This window comes from Novosphingobium huizhouense, assembly GCF_020179475.1.
Lineage (GTDB): Bacteria > Pseudomonadota > Alphaproteobacteria > Sphingomonadales > Sphingomonadaceae > Novosphingobium > Novosphingobium huizhouense.
Genome location: NZ_JAILXZ010000006.1, coordinates 82,473 through 97,369, shown reverse-complemented (window position 1 = coordinate 97,369; position 14,897 = coordinate 82,473). Strand labels below are relative to the sequence as shown.

Below are 14,897 nucleotides of genomic sequence, written 5' to 3'. Positions count from 1 at the left end.
GCTGTCCTCTCGGGTTATCTGCGGTCGGCGAGCACCATCTGCGCGCCCTTTTCGCCGATCATCACGGTCGGGGTATTGGTGTTTCCCGAAGTTATCGTCGGCATGACCGAGGCATCGATGACGCGCAAGCCCGCGATGCCGATCACGCGCAGCCGGGCGTCGACCACCGCGGCAGGATCGTCGGTCCGGCCCATCCTGGCGGTGCCGACGGGGTGGAAGATCGTCGTGCCGATGTCGCCGGCGGCCTTGGCCAGGGCGGCCTCGTCGTCGCCGACGGTGGGGCCGGGCAGCCATTCGGCCGGGCGATAGGGGGCGAGCGGCTTCTGTCCCATCAGCCGCCGGGTGACGCGGATGGCGTCGGCGGCGACACGGCGGTCTTCCTCGGTCGCCAGGTAATTGGGCGCGATCACCGGCTTGTCCGCCGGATCGGCCGAGCGCAGCCGCACCACCCCGCGCGAGGTGGGCCGCAGGTTGCAGGCCGACACGGTGATCGCGGGGAAGCGGTGCAGCGGATCGCCGAACTTGTCGAGCGACAGCGGCTGGACGTGGAACTGGATGTTGGCGCGCTCGTGTTCGGGCGATGAGCGGGTGAACAGGCCGAGCTGCGAAGGCGCCATCGTCAGCGGCCCGCTGCGGAACAGCGCGTATTCCACCCCCATCCACGCCCGGCGGGCGAGGTTCCAGTAGGTTTCGTTGAGCGTGCGCACCCCCGCCACGGTGTAGATCGCGCGCTGCTGCAGATGGTCCTGCAGGTTGCCGCCGACGCCCGGCCGGTCGAGCAGAGGGGCGATGCCGTGGCGCGCCAGCTCCGCCGCCGGGCCGACGCCGGAGCGTTGCAGGATCAGCGGGCTCGCCACCGCGCCTGCACACAGGATCACTTCGCCCCGGCAGCGCGCCTCCACCACCTCGCCGTCGCGGCGATAGCGGATGCCGGCGGCGCGGCCTTGTTCGATCACCACGCGGTCGACCAGCACCCCGGTTTCGAGCCGCAGGTTGGGCCGCCCCAGCACCGGCTTGAGGAACGCCGTCGCCGCCGACCAGCGCACCCCGCGCTTCTGGTTCACATGGAAATAGCCGACGCCTTCGTTGTCGCCGGTGTTGAAATCGGGCACCGAAGCGACGCCCATCGCGTTCGCCGCGCGGGCCACGGCATCGAGCACGGCCCAGCGCACGCGCGGCGGTTCGACCCGCCATTCGCCGCCGGTTGCATGGTGTTCTCCATCGCCGAGGAAGTGGTCGTCCAAGCGGCGGAACACCGGCGCGACGTCGGCCCAGCTCCAGCCTTCGAGGCCCAGCTGGCGCCAGTGGTCGTAGTCGGCCGCCTGCCCGCGCATCGAGATCATCGCGTTGATCGCCGAGCAGCCGCCGATCACCTTGCCGCGCGGATACTTGAGCGCGCGGCCGTTGAGGCCGGGTTCGGCTTCGGTTTCGAACATCCAGTCGGCGCGCGGATTGCCGATCGCGAACAGGTAGCCGACGGGAATGTGGAACCAGATCCAGTCGTCGCGCCCGCCCGCCTCGAGCAGCAGCACGCGCGTGCCGGGATCGGCGGACAGGCGGTTGGCGACGACGCATCCGGCCGAGCCTGCGCCGACCACGATATTGTCCCAGTCGCCCTCGAGTCTCGTCCGCGCGCTCGCCAAGTCCGCTCCCTTCGCGCCGCCCGTCTCGCAACGGCGGTTGATTAATCGTCCGGTTAAGAACACTGATGGAGCCGCGAATCAACCGGCACAAGTGCGCGTAAGGCAAGCAAGCCTGCCGCACCGCCGCCATGCAAGAGGTGCCCGAACGTGACCGTCAGCGATACCACCCCCGTCATCGTCGGCGTCGGCCAGTTCGTCGAGCGGATCGACGCGCCCGACTATGCCGGGCTTTCGTTCGCCGACTTGTCCGAACGCGCCGCCGCCGCCGCGATTGCCGATGCCAAGGGCGGTTCTGGCGCGGACATTTCCGGGCGCATCAAGGCGGTGGGATCGGTGCGCACGTTCGAGGAATCGGGCGCGATGCAGGTGCCGTTCGGCCGCGCCGAGAAGATGCCGCTCGCCGTGGCGCGTCGGCTTGGCATCAAGCCCGACGTTGCCATCCTGCACAAGGTCGGCGGCCAGTCGCCGCTCGCGCTGATCGCGGACCTGGGCGACAAGATCGCGCGCGGCGAAGTCGAGGCTGCGCTCGCGTTCGGCAGCGAAGCCATCTCCACCGTGCGGCACCTGCTGGCCAAGGGCGAGACGCGCGACTGGGCCGAGCATGACGATGGCGAGATGATCGACATGGGGATGGGCTTCGAAGGCACGCTTTCGGCCACCAGCATCGCGCATGGCATCCGCGCGCCGGTCGTCGCCTATGCGCTGTGCGAGAACGCGCGCCGGGCCAAGCTGGGCCTGTCGCGCGCCGACTATGCGCTCGAAATGGGCAAGCTGTTCGCCCCGTTTACCGAAGTCGCTGCGACCAACCCCTACAGCTCGGCGGCGGTCAAGCCGATGAGCGCGGAAGAGATCGCCACCGTGGGCGAGCGCAACCGGATGATCGCCGATCCCTATCCGCTCAAGCTGGTGTCGCGCGACCAGGTCAACCAGGCGGCGGCGGTGGTGCTGATGTCGGTCAAGGCCGCGCGCGAGGCGGGTGTGCCCGAAGACAAGTGGGTCTACCTCCACGGCGCGGCGCTCGCCACCGAGCGCGAGATCCTCGACCGGCCCGAGATCGAAGCCTACCCGGCGGCCAAGGGCGCGATCGACGCCGCCTTCGCGACTGCGGGCAAGAGCGCCGACGACATGGCGGCGTTCGATTTCTATTCCTGCTTCCCGATCCCGGTGTTCAACGCCGCGGTGCGCTATCTGGGCCTTTCGCCGCAGGACCCGCGCGGGCTGACGGTCACCGGCGGGCTTCCCTACTTCGGCGGGGCGGGCAACAACTATTCGATGCATGCCTTTGCCAGCATGACCGAAACTCTGCGCGAAAAGCCCGGCAGCTTCGGCTTCGTCGGCCTCAACGGCGGGTTCCAGTCGAAGTACGGCGCGGCGATCCTGTCCACCACCCCGCGCGCATGGCCGAGCTGCGAAACCAAGACGGTGCAGGACAAGCTCGACGCCGTACCCAAGGCGGTGCTGGCAGAAAGGCCAGAGGGGGCCGGCACCGTGGGCACCTATACGGTGGTCTATGCCAAGGCCGACCCGGTCCAGGCGATCGTGATCGGCGATCTCGACAGCGGGGGGCGGTTCATCGCGGAAAGCCGCGATGCCGCGACCATCGCCGCGATGATCGAAAGCGATCCGCTGGGCCGGAAGGTGACGGTGACGCCGGACGAGAAGCGCAACGGCTTCGTGCTGGGCTGAGGAGACGAGAAGAGATGACCAACCGGCCCGACACCACGATCATCGCCATCCACGGCAAGGCCCCGCGCATCCACGACAGCGCCTTCATCGCGCCGGGCTGCCGGATCATCGGCGATGTCGAGATCGGGCCAGACGTGTCGATCTGGTACAACTGCGTGATCCGCGCCGACGTCAACCGCGTGGTGATCGGCGCGCGCAGCAATATCCAGGACGGCACGGTGATCCACTGCGACAGCCCCGAGCCGCGCCATCCGAACGGCTTTCCGACGATCATCGGCGACGACGTGCTGGTCGGCCACATCGCGATGATCCACGGCTGCACGATCGAGGACCGCGGCTTCGTCGGCCTGTCGACCACGGTGATGAACGGCTGCGTGATAGAAAGCGACGGCATGCTGGCGGCGGGCGCGCTGCTGACGCCGAACAAGCGGATCGGCGCGCGGCAGCTGTGGGGCGGGCGCCCGGCCGCCTTCATGCGCGATCTGACCGACGAGGCGATCGCGGGGATGCGCGCGGGCGTTGCCCACTATGTCGAGAACGGCCGCGCGCACAAGGCTGCTGTGGAGGCGGCGGTGGCGGCCTGGGACGGACGCCCCGGCGGCGTGTGAGGCCGCCGGGAGCGTCGCGCCGGGGTCAGATCGTCGTCGTCGCGCCGCGGCGGGCGTTGTGGCCGCCGGCGCGGTGCAGCGCATCCTGCAGCGCATCGTAGCCGATCGAATCGTCCTCGGCGGTGACCACGACCGCGCCGTCGCGCATGCGTTCGTTGTAGTAGGCGGCGTCCTCGTCGCTGACGCCGTGCTTGGTCAGCGTCTCGTTGAGCGTGCCGCCGATCGCGCCGATCGCGGCGCCGATGCCCATCGCGCTCGGCACTGCCGAGGCGGCGATGGCGCCCGCGGCGACCAGCGGCCCGACCCCGGGAATGGCGAGCGCGGCGACGCCGAGCCCGGCGCCCAGCGCGCCGCCGCCCAGGATGCCGCGCAGGACGTTGCGATGGTCGTCGTCGGTCACGTCGCCGTCGACATTGCTGACGGTGGTCGAGCCGCCGTGGTGCGCGATGACCGAGAGGCGGGCGTCGTCGACGCCGAGCGCGCGCAGGTCGCTGACCGCCCGTTCGGCTTGCGCGTGGGTATCGAAGATGGCTGATGCGGTAGTCATGGCTGCTCCGTGCGTTTGGTGCGCCCTTACAAGGAGCCGCCGGGCGCTTCGTTCCGCACCGGGCGGGCGGCGCAAAAGGCGAGCGTAACCCGGGCACGGGGTCGGCCCGACGAGCGGAACTCCCGGCTATCCGCCGCGCAGCGGAGGGGGCGAGCGCGCGGTGCGCGCTGTTTGTCGCAGGCGAGCGCAACTGGTGGACGCGACGAACCGCGCGCGTTCTCGGCCCAATGCCCGGAGGGCTCCCCCTGACTCGACGAAACTATGAACTTTATCTATAATCGTGGCACGGGCCGAATGACCGCATCGCCTGAAGCCTGACGCCAGGCCGCGGCGCGCCCGCGAGGAGACCGTCCGATGTACCTGACTGTCGCCTCGATCGTGCTGCTGGTGTTCGTCTGCGCGCTGACCTTCGCCGAATGGCTCTGCCGCCGCCTGCGCCGCTCCCGCAATCGCGACAACAACCGCTGATCCCGTACCAAATGTGCTCCCGACCTTTCGGGGGGCAGGCGATCGATTGGCTGCGGTGGCAGGGTTCGGACCCGCCCACGACCCCGCAGATGGCCGTTCTGCCTCAAACCTCGAAGGCCCCGCTATGCGTTCACGGCCCAGATCGCCGGGAACTCGACGTCCGTGTCTGCGGCGTTGTTGATCAGGTTGGTGAAGAAGCTCTCGGCCACCGGATTTCCTCAGTCTGCGGAAGGCAGCGCCTCACGCGCCGATGGGGATGGGGTTTTCGAGAAGGCTCTGGTTGAAGGCTTCGAACAGGCGTGCTCGCCCGCGCCGGGGTTGCGCGAACGGGGCGATGAAGGCGTGGAACGCGTGCGCGCCTTGACCGGCGGACTCGGCGCGCAACCGGTGCTGGAACGCGTCGGCACCGGTCAGGCGATGGAAACGTCGATGGGCGTCATGCGCGCTGGCGGCGCGGTCGGTCGCGTGGGCGTGCCGCAAGGCTATGCTGCCATGGACCGACGCGAAGCGCTCAAAGTCCTGATCAAGCCCTGAATGACAGGACGAGCCGCGATCGAGAGTGTCGAGGGCGTGCGGCCGCAGACCAGCCATCCACGAACCGGTCGAAGATCGCAGGAAAAAGGTCGCGTCGGGAAAAATGGTCGGGGAGATAGGATTCGAACCTACGACCCTCTGGTCCCAAACCAGATGCGCTACCAGGCTGCGCTACTCCCCGACCGGGGCGATCCGACCGCGGCGGCGGATCGACGTCGTTCATCGAACGGCCCGGCGCATGGCAGGTGTGCGCCGCCGAGTCAATTTGCGCAGGGCTCGCGCCGCGCGTTTTGTGCGGTGATCGTCGAGGCCGCACACACGAAACCATCCGGCGGCGAACCCGGACCTAACGCCTTGGGGAAACGGAACGGACCTGCGCGACCGGCGCGGGCGCCATTGCCTGGCGCTGCGCGAAGGAGGGCGGTGAACGCTCTGGCGAGTGGCCGGCGGGGGCGTTGCTTCCCGCACGGCTCGGCCTTGTTCGGACGGGGGCTCGTATCCCTTGCGACGGCTCGCGTGCCGCATCGGGTCCGTAGCGAGTCCCTAAGGATAAGTTCCGGGATAAGCAGGGCCGCGCGAGGGGGCCAGGCCGGACCGGAACCGGACTTCATGGGAGCGCTGCCACGCGGCTGAACCACCGCACCACATCCGCCCGTCCGTTGCACTGGCTGGGTATGCCCTGAGGGACTTGGGGCTTTACGCCCTCGCTCGCCGCATCTGGTGAGAGATCCGGCTTCCCGCAGCGCCGACCCGCGCCGGTCGCGTCGGGGCCTTGCCGCATGGGCGCAACCCCGAAGGAGCGAAGAGCAAGCCGGCCATGCCGCTCCCGGTCCGTGGGGCGGCGTATAACCTATATGGTTAGTCGTGTCAAGATGGGTTGGGGAGGGTTGAAGGAGAAGGGACGGTGCGAGGGGCAGGGCCCCTCGCGCTCCCGGGACGTCTTCCGGCGCTGGCCTTGCGGTTGGGGCGGCGTTGCGGTCTGTCTCGGTGCTGCGCTCAAGGAAGGGCGGCCCTTCGACGGGCTCGGGGCGGGCGGATTTGGCGGCGGGCGCTCTCCTTGCGCGCAGACACCTGGCTTGCGAAGGCGGCGGGGCTCTGACCCAGCACCGCATCCAGCGCCGTCTCCTGCACGGAGAGGATGAGAAGGGGGCGGCAGTTGCTGGGCGGCTCTTCGGGTGCGAAGGTCCAAACGGGAGAGATCGGGTCGCCAGAAACACAAAAACCCGCAGGGACCCCTGCGGGTTTGAGTGGTGGGCGCGACAGGGATTGAACCTGTGACCCCACCCGTGTGAAGGGTGTGCTCTACCGCTGAGCTACGCGCCCGCTCGCCGGCGTGGAGCCGGGGCAGGGGCGCGCCTCTATCCGGTGCGGCTGCGATTGACAAGTGGGGTGGGCAAGATATTTGCCGCGCACCATGACCGACGAAACCATTCCGCAGACTTCCGGCCCCGACGTGCCGCCGGATCACCTCGCCATCAATCCGCGCAGCCCGTACTTCGATGCGGACAAGCTGCGCCGTGGCGTGGGCATCCGCTTCAAGGGCGTGGTCCGCAACAACGTCGAGGAATACTGCATTTCCGAAGGCTGGGTCCGTGTCCAGGCGGGCAAGACGATGGATCGCAAGGGCAATCCGCTGACGCTCAAGCTGAACGGTCCGGTCGAGGCGTGGTACGAGGACTTGGGCGAGGACGCGCCGGTCGCCAAGGCCTGAAGTCGGGTTGGGCGCCGTTCGGCGCCTCGTTTAAGCTCTTTACCCCTCCACCAGCCTGCGGCTGGTCCCCCTCCCCTTGCAGGGGAGGATCTAGCGGGGGAGGAGGCGGGCGCGTTCGCGCAGGGCGAGCGCGGTCAGCCAGTCCTTGAAGGCGCGCACGCGGGCGAGGTTGTGCGTGTCCTTGTGCGTGACCAGCCAGAAGCTGCGGGTGATGCGCGATTCGGGCAGGACGGGCACCAGCCACTTGTCCGCATCGCCGATGAAGCAGGGCAGCACGCCGATGCCCGCCCCGGCCGCAATCAGGCGGTGCTGCGCGTTGATCGAGCTGGAGCGCACGGTGGCGGACAGATCCTCCTCGATCTCGGCGAGATAGCGCAGTTCGGGCGCATAGAGCAGGTCGGGGATGTAGCCGACGAGGCGATGGCCCTGCGCGAGGTCCGCCGGGCGTTCGGGCATGCCCCGCCGCGCAAGATAGCCGCGCGTGGCGTAGAGCCTGAGCGCATAGTCCGACAGCTTGCCCGCGATGACTGGGCCCGCGCGGGGGCGGGAGAGCGTGACGGCAAGATCGGCTTCGCGCTTGGACGGGCTGAGGAAGCCCGAGTTCGCCACCAGATCGACCATCAGGCGCGGATTGGCGTCGATGAAGCTGGGCAGCGCGGGCGCGACGATCCAGCTGGCGAAGCCTTCGGACAGGCTGACGCGCAAGAGCCCCACCGGGCCGCCCCCGGTGGCGGCATGTTCGGCGATGCGGCTGGCGGCCTGCTCCATCGCTTCGACTTCGGCGAGCATGGCTTCGCCCGCTTCGGTCAGGACCTGCCCTTCGCGCGTCTGTTCGAACAGCGTGGCGCCGACGCGCGCTTCGAGCCTGCGCAGGCGGCGGCCGACGGTGGTGGCGTCGACCCCCATCGCGGCGGCGGCGCGCGCGAGCTGGCCGGCGCGGGCGACGGCGAGGAAGGCCTGGAAGTCGTTCCAGTCGAGGGCCTGCATGATTGCAGGTGAACCTCGCATTTTCGCGTGTTGCTTGCAACCGGATCGGGGCGCAGGAAGCGCGCAATATCGCTTAGCGGTTCAACCTGAGAGGATTCCCATGCGCCTCATCGACCATTTCATCGTCGGCGGTGCCGGCGGCGAGCCCGCCCGCAAGGGCGATGTCTTCGATCCCAACAACGGCGGCGTGCAGGCGCAGGTCGCGCTCGGCACGGCCGAGACGCTCGAGCGCGCGGTGCAGGCCGCATTGAAGGCGCAGCCCGCCTGGGCCGCGACCAACCCGCAGCGCCGCGCCCGCGTGATGTTCCGCTTCAAGGAACTGGTCGAAGCGAACATGGACGAGCTCGCCCGCACGCTGTCGTCCGAGCACGGCAAGGTCATCGCCGACGCCAAGGGCGACATCCAGCGCGGGCTCGAGGTCGTCGAGTTCGCCTGCGGCCTGCCGCACGTGATCAAGGGCGAATACACCCAGGGCGCCGGCCCCGGCATCGACGTCTATTCGATGCGCCAGCCGATCGGCATCGGGGCTGGCATCACCCCGTTCAATTTCCCCGGCATGATCCCGCTGTGGATGAGCGCGATCGCCATCGCCACGGGCAACGCCTTCATCATCAAGCCGAGCGAGCGCGATCCTTCGGTGCCGGTGCGCCTGGCCGAACTGTTCATCGAGGCGGGCCTGCCCGAGGGCATCTGCCAGGTGGTCCACGGCGACAAGGAAATGGTCGACGCGATCCTCGATCACCCGGCGATCGGCGCGATCAGCTTCGTCGGATCGTCCGACATCGCGCACTATGTCTACAACCGCGGCGTGGCGGCGGGCAAGCGCGTGCAGGCCATGGGCGGCGCGAAGAACCACGGCATCGTCATGCCCGACGCCGACCTCGACCAGGTGGTCAACGACCTCACCGGCGCGGCCTTCGGTTCGGCCGGCGAGCGCTGCATGGCGCTGCCCGTCGTCGTTCCCGTGGGCGAGGAAACCGCTGAGAAGCTGCGCGCCAAGCTGATCCCCGCGATCAACGCGCTGCGCGTCGGCGTGTCGACCGATCCCGAAGCGCATTATGGCCCGGTGGTGACCCAGGCGCACAAGGAAAAAGTCGAAGGCTGGATCGGCAAGTGCGTGGAAGAAGGCGGCGAGCTGGTCATCGACGGCCGCGGCTTCACCTTGCAGGGTCACGAGAACGGCTTCTTCGTCGGCCCGACGCTGATCGACCACGTTACCCCCGACATGGACAGCTACCACAACGAGATCTTCGGGCCGGTGCTGCAGATCGTGCGCGCCAAGAACTTCGAGGAAGCGCTCGAGCTGCCGAGCAAGCACCAGTACGGCAACGGCGTCGCCATCTTCACGCGCAACGGCCATGCCGCGCGCGAGTTCGCCGCGCGCGTCAACGTCGGCATGGTGGGCATCAACGTACCGATCCCGGTGCCGGTCGCCTACCACACCTTCGGCGGCTGGAAGCGTTCGGCCTTCGGCGACACCAACCAGCACGGCATGGAAGGCGTCAAGTTCTGGACCAAGGTGAAGACCGTGACCCAGCGCTGGCCCGACGGCTCGCCCGACGGCGGAAACGCCTTCGTCATCCCGACGATGGGCTGACGGCAAGGTCAGGGACCGACCGCACCGTGGACCGGCACATCGCGCACGGACGATTCGGGGGCGCGCGCAACGATCGCCTCGAAGCGTTCGTGGTAGCGCGGGTGCTCGGTCCCGAGCCAGCGGTCCCACCAGGTGAAGTAGAGCCCGAAGTTGCTGCGGCCTTCGCTGTGGTGGAGATCGTGATGGACCGTGGTGGTGAGCCATCCGGTCCAGCGGCTGCGGGTGAACCCGGGCCAGGCGAGCTCGAAGCCGGCGTGGCCGAAGGCGTTGCGGGCGATCTGGTGGCCGAGGAAGATGAACACCGCCCAGGGTTCGGCAGGCGCGATCGTGCTGATCGCGGCGACCATCGCCGGGACGATCGCTGCTTCGAACACCGCTTCGCCGGTCGCGAAGCTGTAGGCGGCCCAACTGGTCGGCGTGCGGCTGAGGTGGTGGACCGCGTGGAAGCGGCGGAACAGCGCGCGGTGGTGCAGCGCCCGGTGCATCCAGTAGAAGTAGGCATCGTGCATCACGACCAGCGCGAGCGTCTGCCACGCGATCGTGCCGAGTGCGGGCGCGCCGCGGTTGAAGGCGATCGCGCCGAGCGCGATGAGCACGACCGTCAGCAGGTCGACGATCGCGAACACGCCCATCGCCCAGAGCGACTGGCGCAGTTCGCGCAGGCGGTCGGCGCGGCTCGCGCGGCGCGGCTGGATGCGGCGATGCGCGATGCTCGGGCCGAGCAGCCGGCACAGCAGCGCGACCCCGGCGGCGCCGGCGAAGTAGCGCAGGCTTTCGATCTGCACGCTGCCGGCAATGTGGTGGAGCAGGAACAGGAAGGTGATGGGCATGGCGGCGAGGCTCTCCGTTCAGGTAATGCCCCGCGCCTCGCACGGCGGGCGCCCAATGGCTCCGCGCGCCCCGAAAATGCCGATCCTTTCCGGAATCGATCAGCCTTTTTCACGATCGGCGAAGGCCGCGCGGCGATACTCGGTGGGAGTGCGGCCCTCGCTTTCGCGGAACGCGCGGTTGAACGGGGCGAGCGAGCCGTAGCCGAGGTCCATCGCGATGGTCAGCACCGGAAGGTCGACGCGCGCCGGATCGGCAAGGATGCGCCGCGCTTCGGCGATGCGGTGCGCATTGAGGAAGGCGGAGAAATTGCGGTGGCCGAGGCGGCGGTTGATCAGCGCCCGCAGGCGGTGGTCGGGCACCTCGAGCCGCGCCGCGAGCCCGCCGATGGTCAAGCCCGGCTCGAGCCAGACGCGCTGCGCCAGCGCCGCCTCGAGCCGGTCGCGCAGGACGCGCTCGGCCGGGCTCCAGTCGTCGTCGGGGGGCGACGGCGTGGCGGCGCCGCGCGGCGGGGCGAGCAGCAGCGGATCGGCAGCCAGCATGGCGGTGCCGATGACCATGACCGCCAGGAGGATCAGCGCGGCCTGCGCCGCGAGGATCCAGCCCGGCTCGTGGCCGAAGCCGAACCAGGCCTCGCTGGCCAGCACGGCGATCGAGAGGCCCGCGACGATCAGCACGAAGGCGACGCGAAAGCGGCGGCGGCGTTCGACGAGATCGTCGTCGCGCTCGGTCAGGGCGATGACCATGGCGTGCAGCGCGAGCAGCGCCGCGGTCGAATGGCCGACGACATTGGCGAGCGGCTGGATCGCGGCGGCGCTGCCGCCCGCCACGAACACCGCGACGCAGGCGACGAGCAGCGCGCCCGCGGCGAGCGCGATGCGGCGATCGGGCGTGCGGTCGAACATGGCGTGCGCGAACAGCCACAGGAACAGCGCGGCAAGGTTGCCCACGAGCACCACCACCAGCCGCAGCGCCGGGCTCAGGCCCGGAAACAGCGGCGCGGAGTTGACGAGATAGGCGATCACCGAGAGCAGCAGCAGCGGCGTCGTCCGGCGCAGGGCTGGCGCGGCCGCGCTGCGCCAGGTGACCAGCGCGATCAGCGCGAGCTGGCCGATGGCGGCAAGGCGCAGGACGGTGTCGAGCTGGTCCATCGGCGCTCATCTATGACCTGCACTCGCCCCAAGGTCCATGGCCTGTCCCCTGGCCGCGCCGACGGCTTGCCACGCCGCGCGCTTCGGTTAGGAGGAGCGCGCCGGGCGGCCCCGCCGTCCCCCCCATTCCCTTCGCAAGGCAAGGCCAGAGCATGACCGACCAGTTTTCCCTGACCGAGGACCAGATCGCCATCCAGGACATGGCGCGCCGTTTCACCGCCGATGCGATCACCCCGTTCGCCGCGCAGTGGGACGAGGACCACACCTTCCCGCGCGAAACGATCAAGGCGGCAGCCGAGCTGGGCTTTGCCGCGATCTATGTCAGCGAGGAATCGGGCGGGATCGGCCTTGGCCGGCTGGAAGCCGCGCTGATCATGGAAGCGATGGCCTATGGCTGCCCGGCGACGAGCGCGTTCATCTCGATCCACAACATGGCATCGTGGATGATCGACTGCTTCGGCGGCGACGAGATCAAGGGCCGCTACCTTCCGAGCCTCGTCACCATGGACAAGATCGCCAGCTACTGCCTGACCGAGCCGGGCTCGGGTTCGGACGCGGCGGCGCTGAAGACCACGGCGCGGCTGGAAGGCGACCATTACGTGGTCAACGGCACCAAGCAGTTCATTTCGGGCGGTGGCGTCAACGACATCTACGTGACGATGGTGCGCACCGGCGATGACAGCGCGCGCGGCATTTCGTGCCTTGTAATCGACAAGGACATGGAGGGCGTGAGCTTCGGCGCGCCCGAGAAGAAGCTCGGCTGGAACGCCTCGCCCACCGCGCAGGTGATCTTCGACAACGTGCGCGTGCCGGTGGCCAACCGCGTCGGCGCGGAAGGCGACGGCTTCAAGTTCGCGATGGCGGGGCTCGACGGCGGGCGCCTGAACATCGGCGCGTGCTCGCTGGGCGGGGCGCAGCGCTGCCTCGACGAGGCGATCGCCTACGTCAAGGATCGCAAGCAGTTCGGCAAGTCGATCGCGGAGTTCCAGAACACCCAGTTCGTGCTGGCGGACATGGCGACCGACCTCGAAGCGGCGCGCGCGCTGCTCTACCTCGCGGCGGCCAAGGTGACGCAGGGCGCGCCCGACAAGACGCGCTTTTCGGCGATGGCGAAGAAGCTTTCGACCGACAACGGCTCGTCGATCGTCGACCGCGCGCTGCAGCTGTTCGGCGGCTATGGCTACCTGCGCGATTACCCGATCGAGCGCTTCTGGCGCGACCTTCGCGTCCACCGCATCCTCGAAGGCACCAACGAAGTGATGCGCATGATCGTGGGAAGGGACCTGCTGAAATGACCGCCGAGACGACCAGCGATCTTCTGGTGAAGCGCGAGGGCGCGGCGGGCGTGCTGTCGCTCAACCGGCCCAAGGCGATCCATGCGCTCAACCTCGACATGGTCCACGCCATGGTCGCAGCGATGCAGGGCTGGCAGGGCGATGACGCCGTGCAGGCGGTGCTGATCGACCACAGCGAAGGCCGCGGCTTCTGCGCAGGGGGCGACATCGCCTTCCTGCGCAATTCGGCGCTGAACGATGGCGGCGTGTCGGGGCGCAAGTTCTTCCACGACGAATACCAGCTCAACCACCTGATCATGACCTACCCTAAGCCGGTGGTGGCGTTCATGGACGGGATCACCATGGGCGGGGGCGTGGGGCTTGCAGGGCCGGCGCAGTATCGCGTGGCGACCGAGGCGACGCGCCTTGCCATGCCCGAGACCGGGATCGGCCTGTTCCCCGACGTGGGCGGCGGCTGGTACCTGTCGCGGCTCAAGGGGCGGCTCGGCCAGTACCTTGCGCTGACCGGTGCGCGGCTTGACGGGGCGGAATGCGTCTGGGCTGGGCTTGCCACGCACTATCTGCCGGCCGAGAACCTGGCCGCGGCCAAGGCGCGGATTGCGGCCGAGCCGGGCGCGATCGCGACGATCCTGCGCGAGCTTTCGGCAGTGCCGCCCGAAGCGAAGATCGCGGCGCACGCCGAGGAGATCGAGCGGCTGTTCGCCTCGGACACCTACGAGGACATCCTCGCTGCGCTGGAGGCCGAAGGCAGCGACTTCGCCACGGCGACGCTGGCGAGCCTTGCCAGCAAGAGCCCGCAGACCTGCAAGGTCGCGCTGCGCCAGCTGGCCGACAGCCTGACTTTGCCGGACTTCGCCGCGAACATGGTGATGGAATACCGCATCGCGGCCCGCGTGCTGACCCGCCCCGATTTCGCCGAGGGCGTGCGCGCGGTGATCGTCGACAAGGACAATGCGCCCAAGTGGGACCCGGCCACGCCCGAAGGCGTGAGCGACGCCCTGATCGACAGCATCTTTGCGCCGCTGGGCGCCACCGAGGAATGGAAACCGCTATGACGTACGAAACGATCCTCGTCGAACAGAAGGGTGCCGTCACCCTCGTCACGCTCAACCGCCCGCAGTCGCTCAACGCGCTCAATTCGCAGGTGCTGGGCGAGCTGATCGAGGCTTTCGCCGCGTTCGAGGCCGATGCTTCGCAGCGTTGCGCGGTGCTGACCGGCGCGGGCGAGAAGGCCTTCGCCGCGGGCGCCGACATCAAGGAAATGGCCGACAAACCGGCGGCGGACTTCTACAACGAGGACTTCTTCGCGAAGTGGACCAGCCACCTCGTCAAGACCACGCGCAAGCCGTGGATCGCGGCGGTGAACGGCTTTGCGCTGGGCGGCGGGTGCGAGCTCGCCATGATGGCGGACTTCATCATCGCATCGGAAAACGCCAAGTTCGGTCAGCCCGAGATCAAGCTCGGGGTGGCGCCGGGCATGGGCGGATCGCAGCGCCTGACCCGCGCGGTGGGCAAGTCCAAGGCCATGGACATGTGCCTGACGGGCCGGATGATGGACGCGGCCGAGGCCGAGCGTTCTGGCCTGGTCAGCCGCGTGGTCCCGCTGGCCGACCTCGTCGCCGAGGCGATCAAGACTGCCGAGGCGATCGCGGCGATGCCGCCGATGGCCGCCGTGGCCAACAAGGAAATGGTCAACGCCGCGTTCGAGACGACGCTGGACCAGGGCCTGCTGTTCGAACGCCGCGTGTTCCAGGTCCTGACCGCTAGCGAGGACAAGGCCGAGGGCATGAAGGCCTTCATCGAAAAGCGCCCCGGCGTGTTCAAGGGCCGCTGAGGAGCAAC

13 protein-coding genes and 2 tRNA genes are annotated in these 14,897 nt (G+C 68.9%); 8 read left to right on the top strand and 7 right to left on the bottom strand.

Annotated features, from left to right (window positions below; translation table 11 throughout):
• Positions 1–14: 14 nt before the first annotated feature.
• The gene (locus tag K3A85_RS17265; RefSeq protein ID WP_225207749.1) at positions 15–1,643 is read right to left on the bottom strand and encodes a GMC family oxidoreductase; all 1,629 of its coding nucleotides are present in this window, start codon (positions 1,641–1,643) and stop codon (positions 15–17) included.
• 147 nt (positions 1,644–1,790) lie between these two features.
• Here K3A85_RS17265 and K3A85_RS17260 point away from each other — a divergent pair, with 147 nt between their 5' ends.
• Both K3A85_RS17260 and K3A85_RS17255 read left to right on the top strand, forming a co-directional pair.
• Positions 1,791–3,329, top strand: coding sequence for an acetyl-CoA acetyltransferase (locus tag K3A85_RS17260; protein WP_225207748.1), 1,539 nt, complete (start codon positions 1,791–1,793; stop codon positions 3,327–3,329).
• Positions 3,330–3,343: 14 nt separating this feature from the next.
• The gene (locus K3A85_RS17255; protein ID WP_225207747.1) at positions 3,344–3,937 is read left to right on the top strand and encodes a gamma carbonic anhydrase family protein; all 594 of its coding nucleotides are present in this window, start codon (positions 3,344–3,346) and stop codon (positions 3,935–3,937) included.
• 25 nt (positions 3,938–3,962) lie between these two features.
• Here K3A85_RS17255 and K3A85_RS17250 read toward each other — a convergent pair whose 3' ends face one another.
• Positions 3,963–4,484, bottom strand: coding sequence for a hypothetical protein (locus tag K3A85_RS17250; protein WP_225207746.1), 522 nt, complete (start codon positions 4,482–4,484; stop codon positions 3,963–3,965).
• Between the two features lie 657 nt (positions 4,485–5,141).
• Here K3A85_RS17250 and K3A85_RS17245 point away from each other — a divergent pair.
• Entirely contained in the window at positions 5,142–5,486 is a 345-nt protein-coding gene (locus K3A85_RS17245; RefSeq protein WP_225207745.1) for a hypothetical protein, read from the top strand.
• Positions 5,487–5,590: 104 nt separating this feature from the next.
• Here K3A85_RS17245 and K3A85_RS17240 read toward each other — a convergent pair.
• A tRNA-Pro gene (locus K3A85_RS17240) sits at positions 5,591–5,667 on the bottom strand.
• Between the two features lie 1,067 nt (positions 5,668–6,734).
• Positions 6,735–6,809, bottom strand: a tRNA-Val gene (locus K3A85_RS17235).
• A 91-nt stretch (positions 6,810–6,900) separates the two neighbouring features.
• On the opposite strand from K3A85_RS17235, the gene K3A85_RS17230 reads away from it, so the two are divergent.
• Positions 6,901–7,197 carry a DUF3297 family protein gene (locus tag K3A85_RS17230; RefSeq protein ID WP_225207744.1) on the top strand — a complete coding sequence of 99 codons (297 nt, stop codon included), beginning with the start codon at positions 6,901–6,903 and terminating at the stop codon, positions 7,195–7,197.
• Between the two features lie 90 nt (positions 7,198–7,287).
• On the opposite strand, the gene K3A85_RS17225 is transcribed toward K3A85_RS17230, so the two are convergent.
• Positions 7,288–8,184: a LysR family transcriptional regulator gene (locus K3A85_RS17225; protein ID WP_225207743.1), complete on the bottom strand. Its 897-nt coding sequence runs from the start codon at positions 8,182–8,184 to the stop codon at positions 7,288–7,290.
• A 100-nt stretch (positions 8,185–8,284) separates the two neighbouring features.
• On the opposite strand from K3A85_RS17225, the gene K3A85_RS17220 reads away from it, so the two are divergent.
• Positions 8,285–9,781 carry a CoA-acylating methylmalonate-semialdehyde dehydrogenase gene (locus K3A85_RS17220; RefSeq protein WP_225207742.1) on the top strand — a complete coding sequence of 499 codons (1,497 nt, stop codon included), beginning with the start codon at positions 8,285–8,287 and terminating at the stop codon, positions 9,779–9,781.
• 8 nt (positions 9,782–9,789) lie between these two features.
• Here the strand turns inward: K3A85_RS17220 and K3A85_RS17215 are convergent, their stop codons facing one another.
• On the bottom strand, positions 9,790–10,611 hold the full coding sequence (locus K3A85_RS17215) for a sterol desaturase family protein (RefSeq protein ID WP_225207741.1): 822 nt from the start codon (positions 10,609–10,611) through the stop codon (positions 9,790–9,792).
• A 99-nt stretch (positions 10,612–10,710) separates the two neighbouring features.
• Positions 10,711–11,760, bottom strand: a complete 1,050-nt coding sequence (locus K3A85_RS17210; protein WP_225207740.1) for an AraC family transcriptional regulator — start codon at positions 11,758–11,760, stop codon at positions 10,711–10,713.
• 152 nt (positions 11,761–11,912) lie between these two features.
• Here K3A85_RS17210 and K3A85_RS17205 point away from each other — a divergent pair, with 152 nt between their 5' ends.
• The 3 genes from K3A85_RS17205 to K3A85_RS17195 are packed head-to-tail and all read left to right on the top strand — an operon-like array spanning position 11,913 to position 14,889.
• Positions 11,913–13,055, top strand: coding sequence for an acyl-CoA dehydrogenase family protein (locus K3A85_RS17205; RefSeq protein ID WP_225207739.1), 1,143 nt, complete (start codon positions 11,913–11,915; stop codon positions 13,053–13,055).
• Positions 13,052–14,110, top strand: a complete 1,059-nt coding sequence (locus K3A85_RS17200) for an enoyl-CoA hydratase/isomerase family protein (protein ID WP_225207738.1) — start codon at positions 13,052–13,054, stop codon at positions 14,108–14,110. Before K3A85_RS17205 ends, K3A85_RS17200 begins: the two co-directional genes overlap by 4 nt.
• A complete protein-coding gene (locus K3A85_RS17195) occupies positions 14,107–14,889 on the top strand; it encodes an enoyl-CoA hydratase-related protein (protein WP_225207737.1) in 783 nt (260 codons plus the stop codon). Before K3A85_RS17200 ends, K3A85_RS17195 begins: the two co-directional genes overlap by 4 nt.
• Positions 14,890–14,897: the final 8 nt, after the last annotated feature.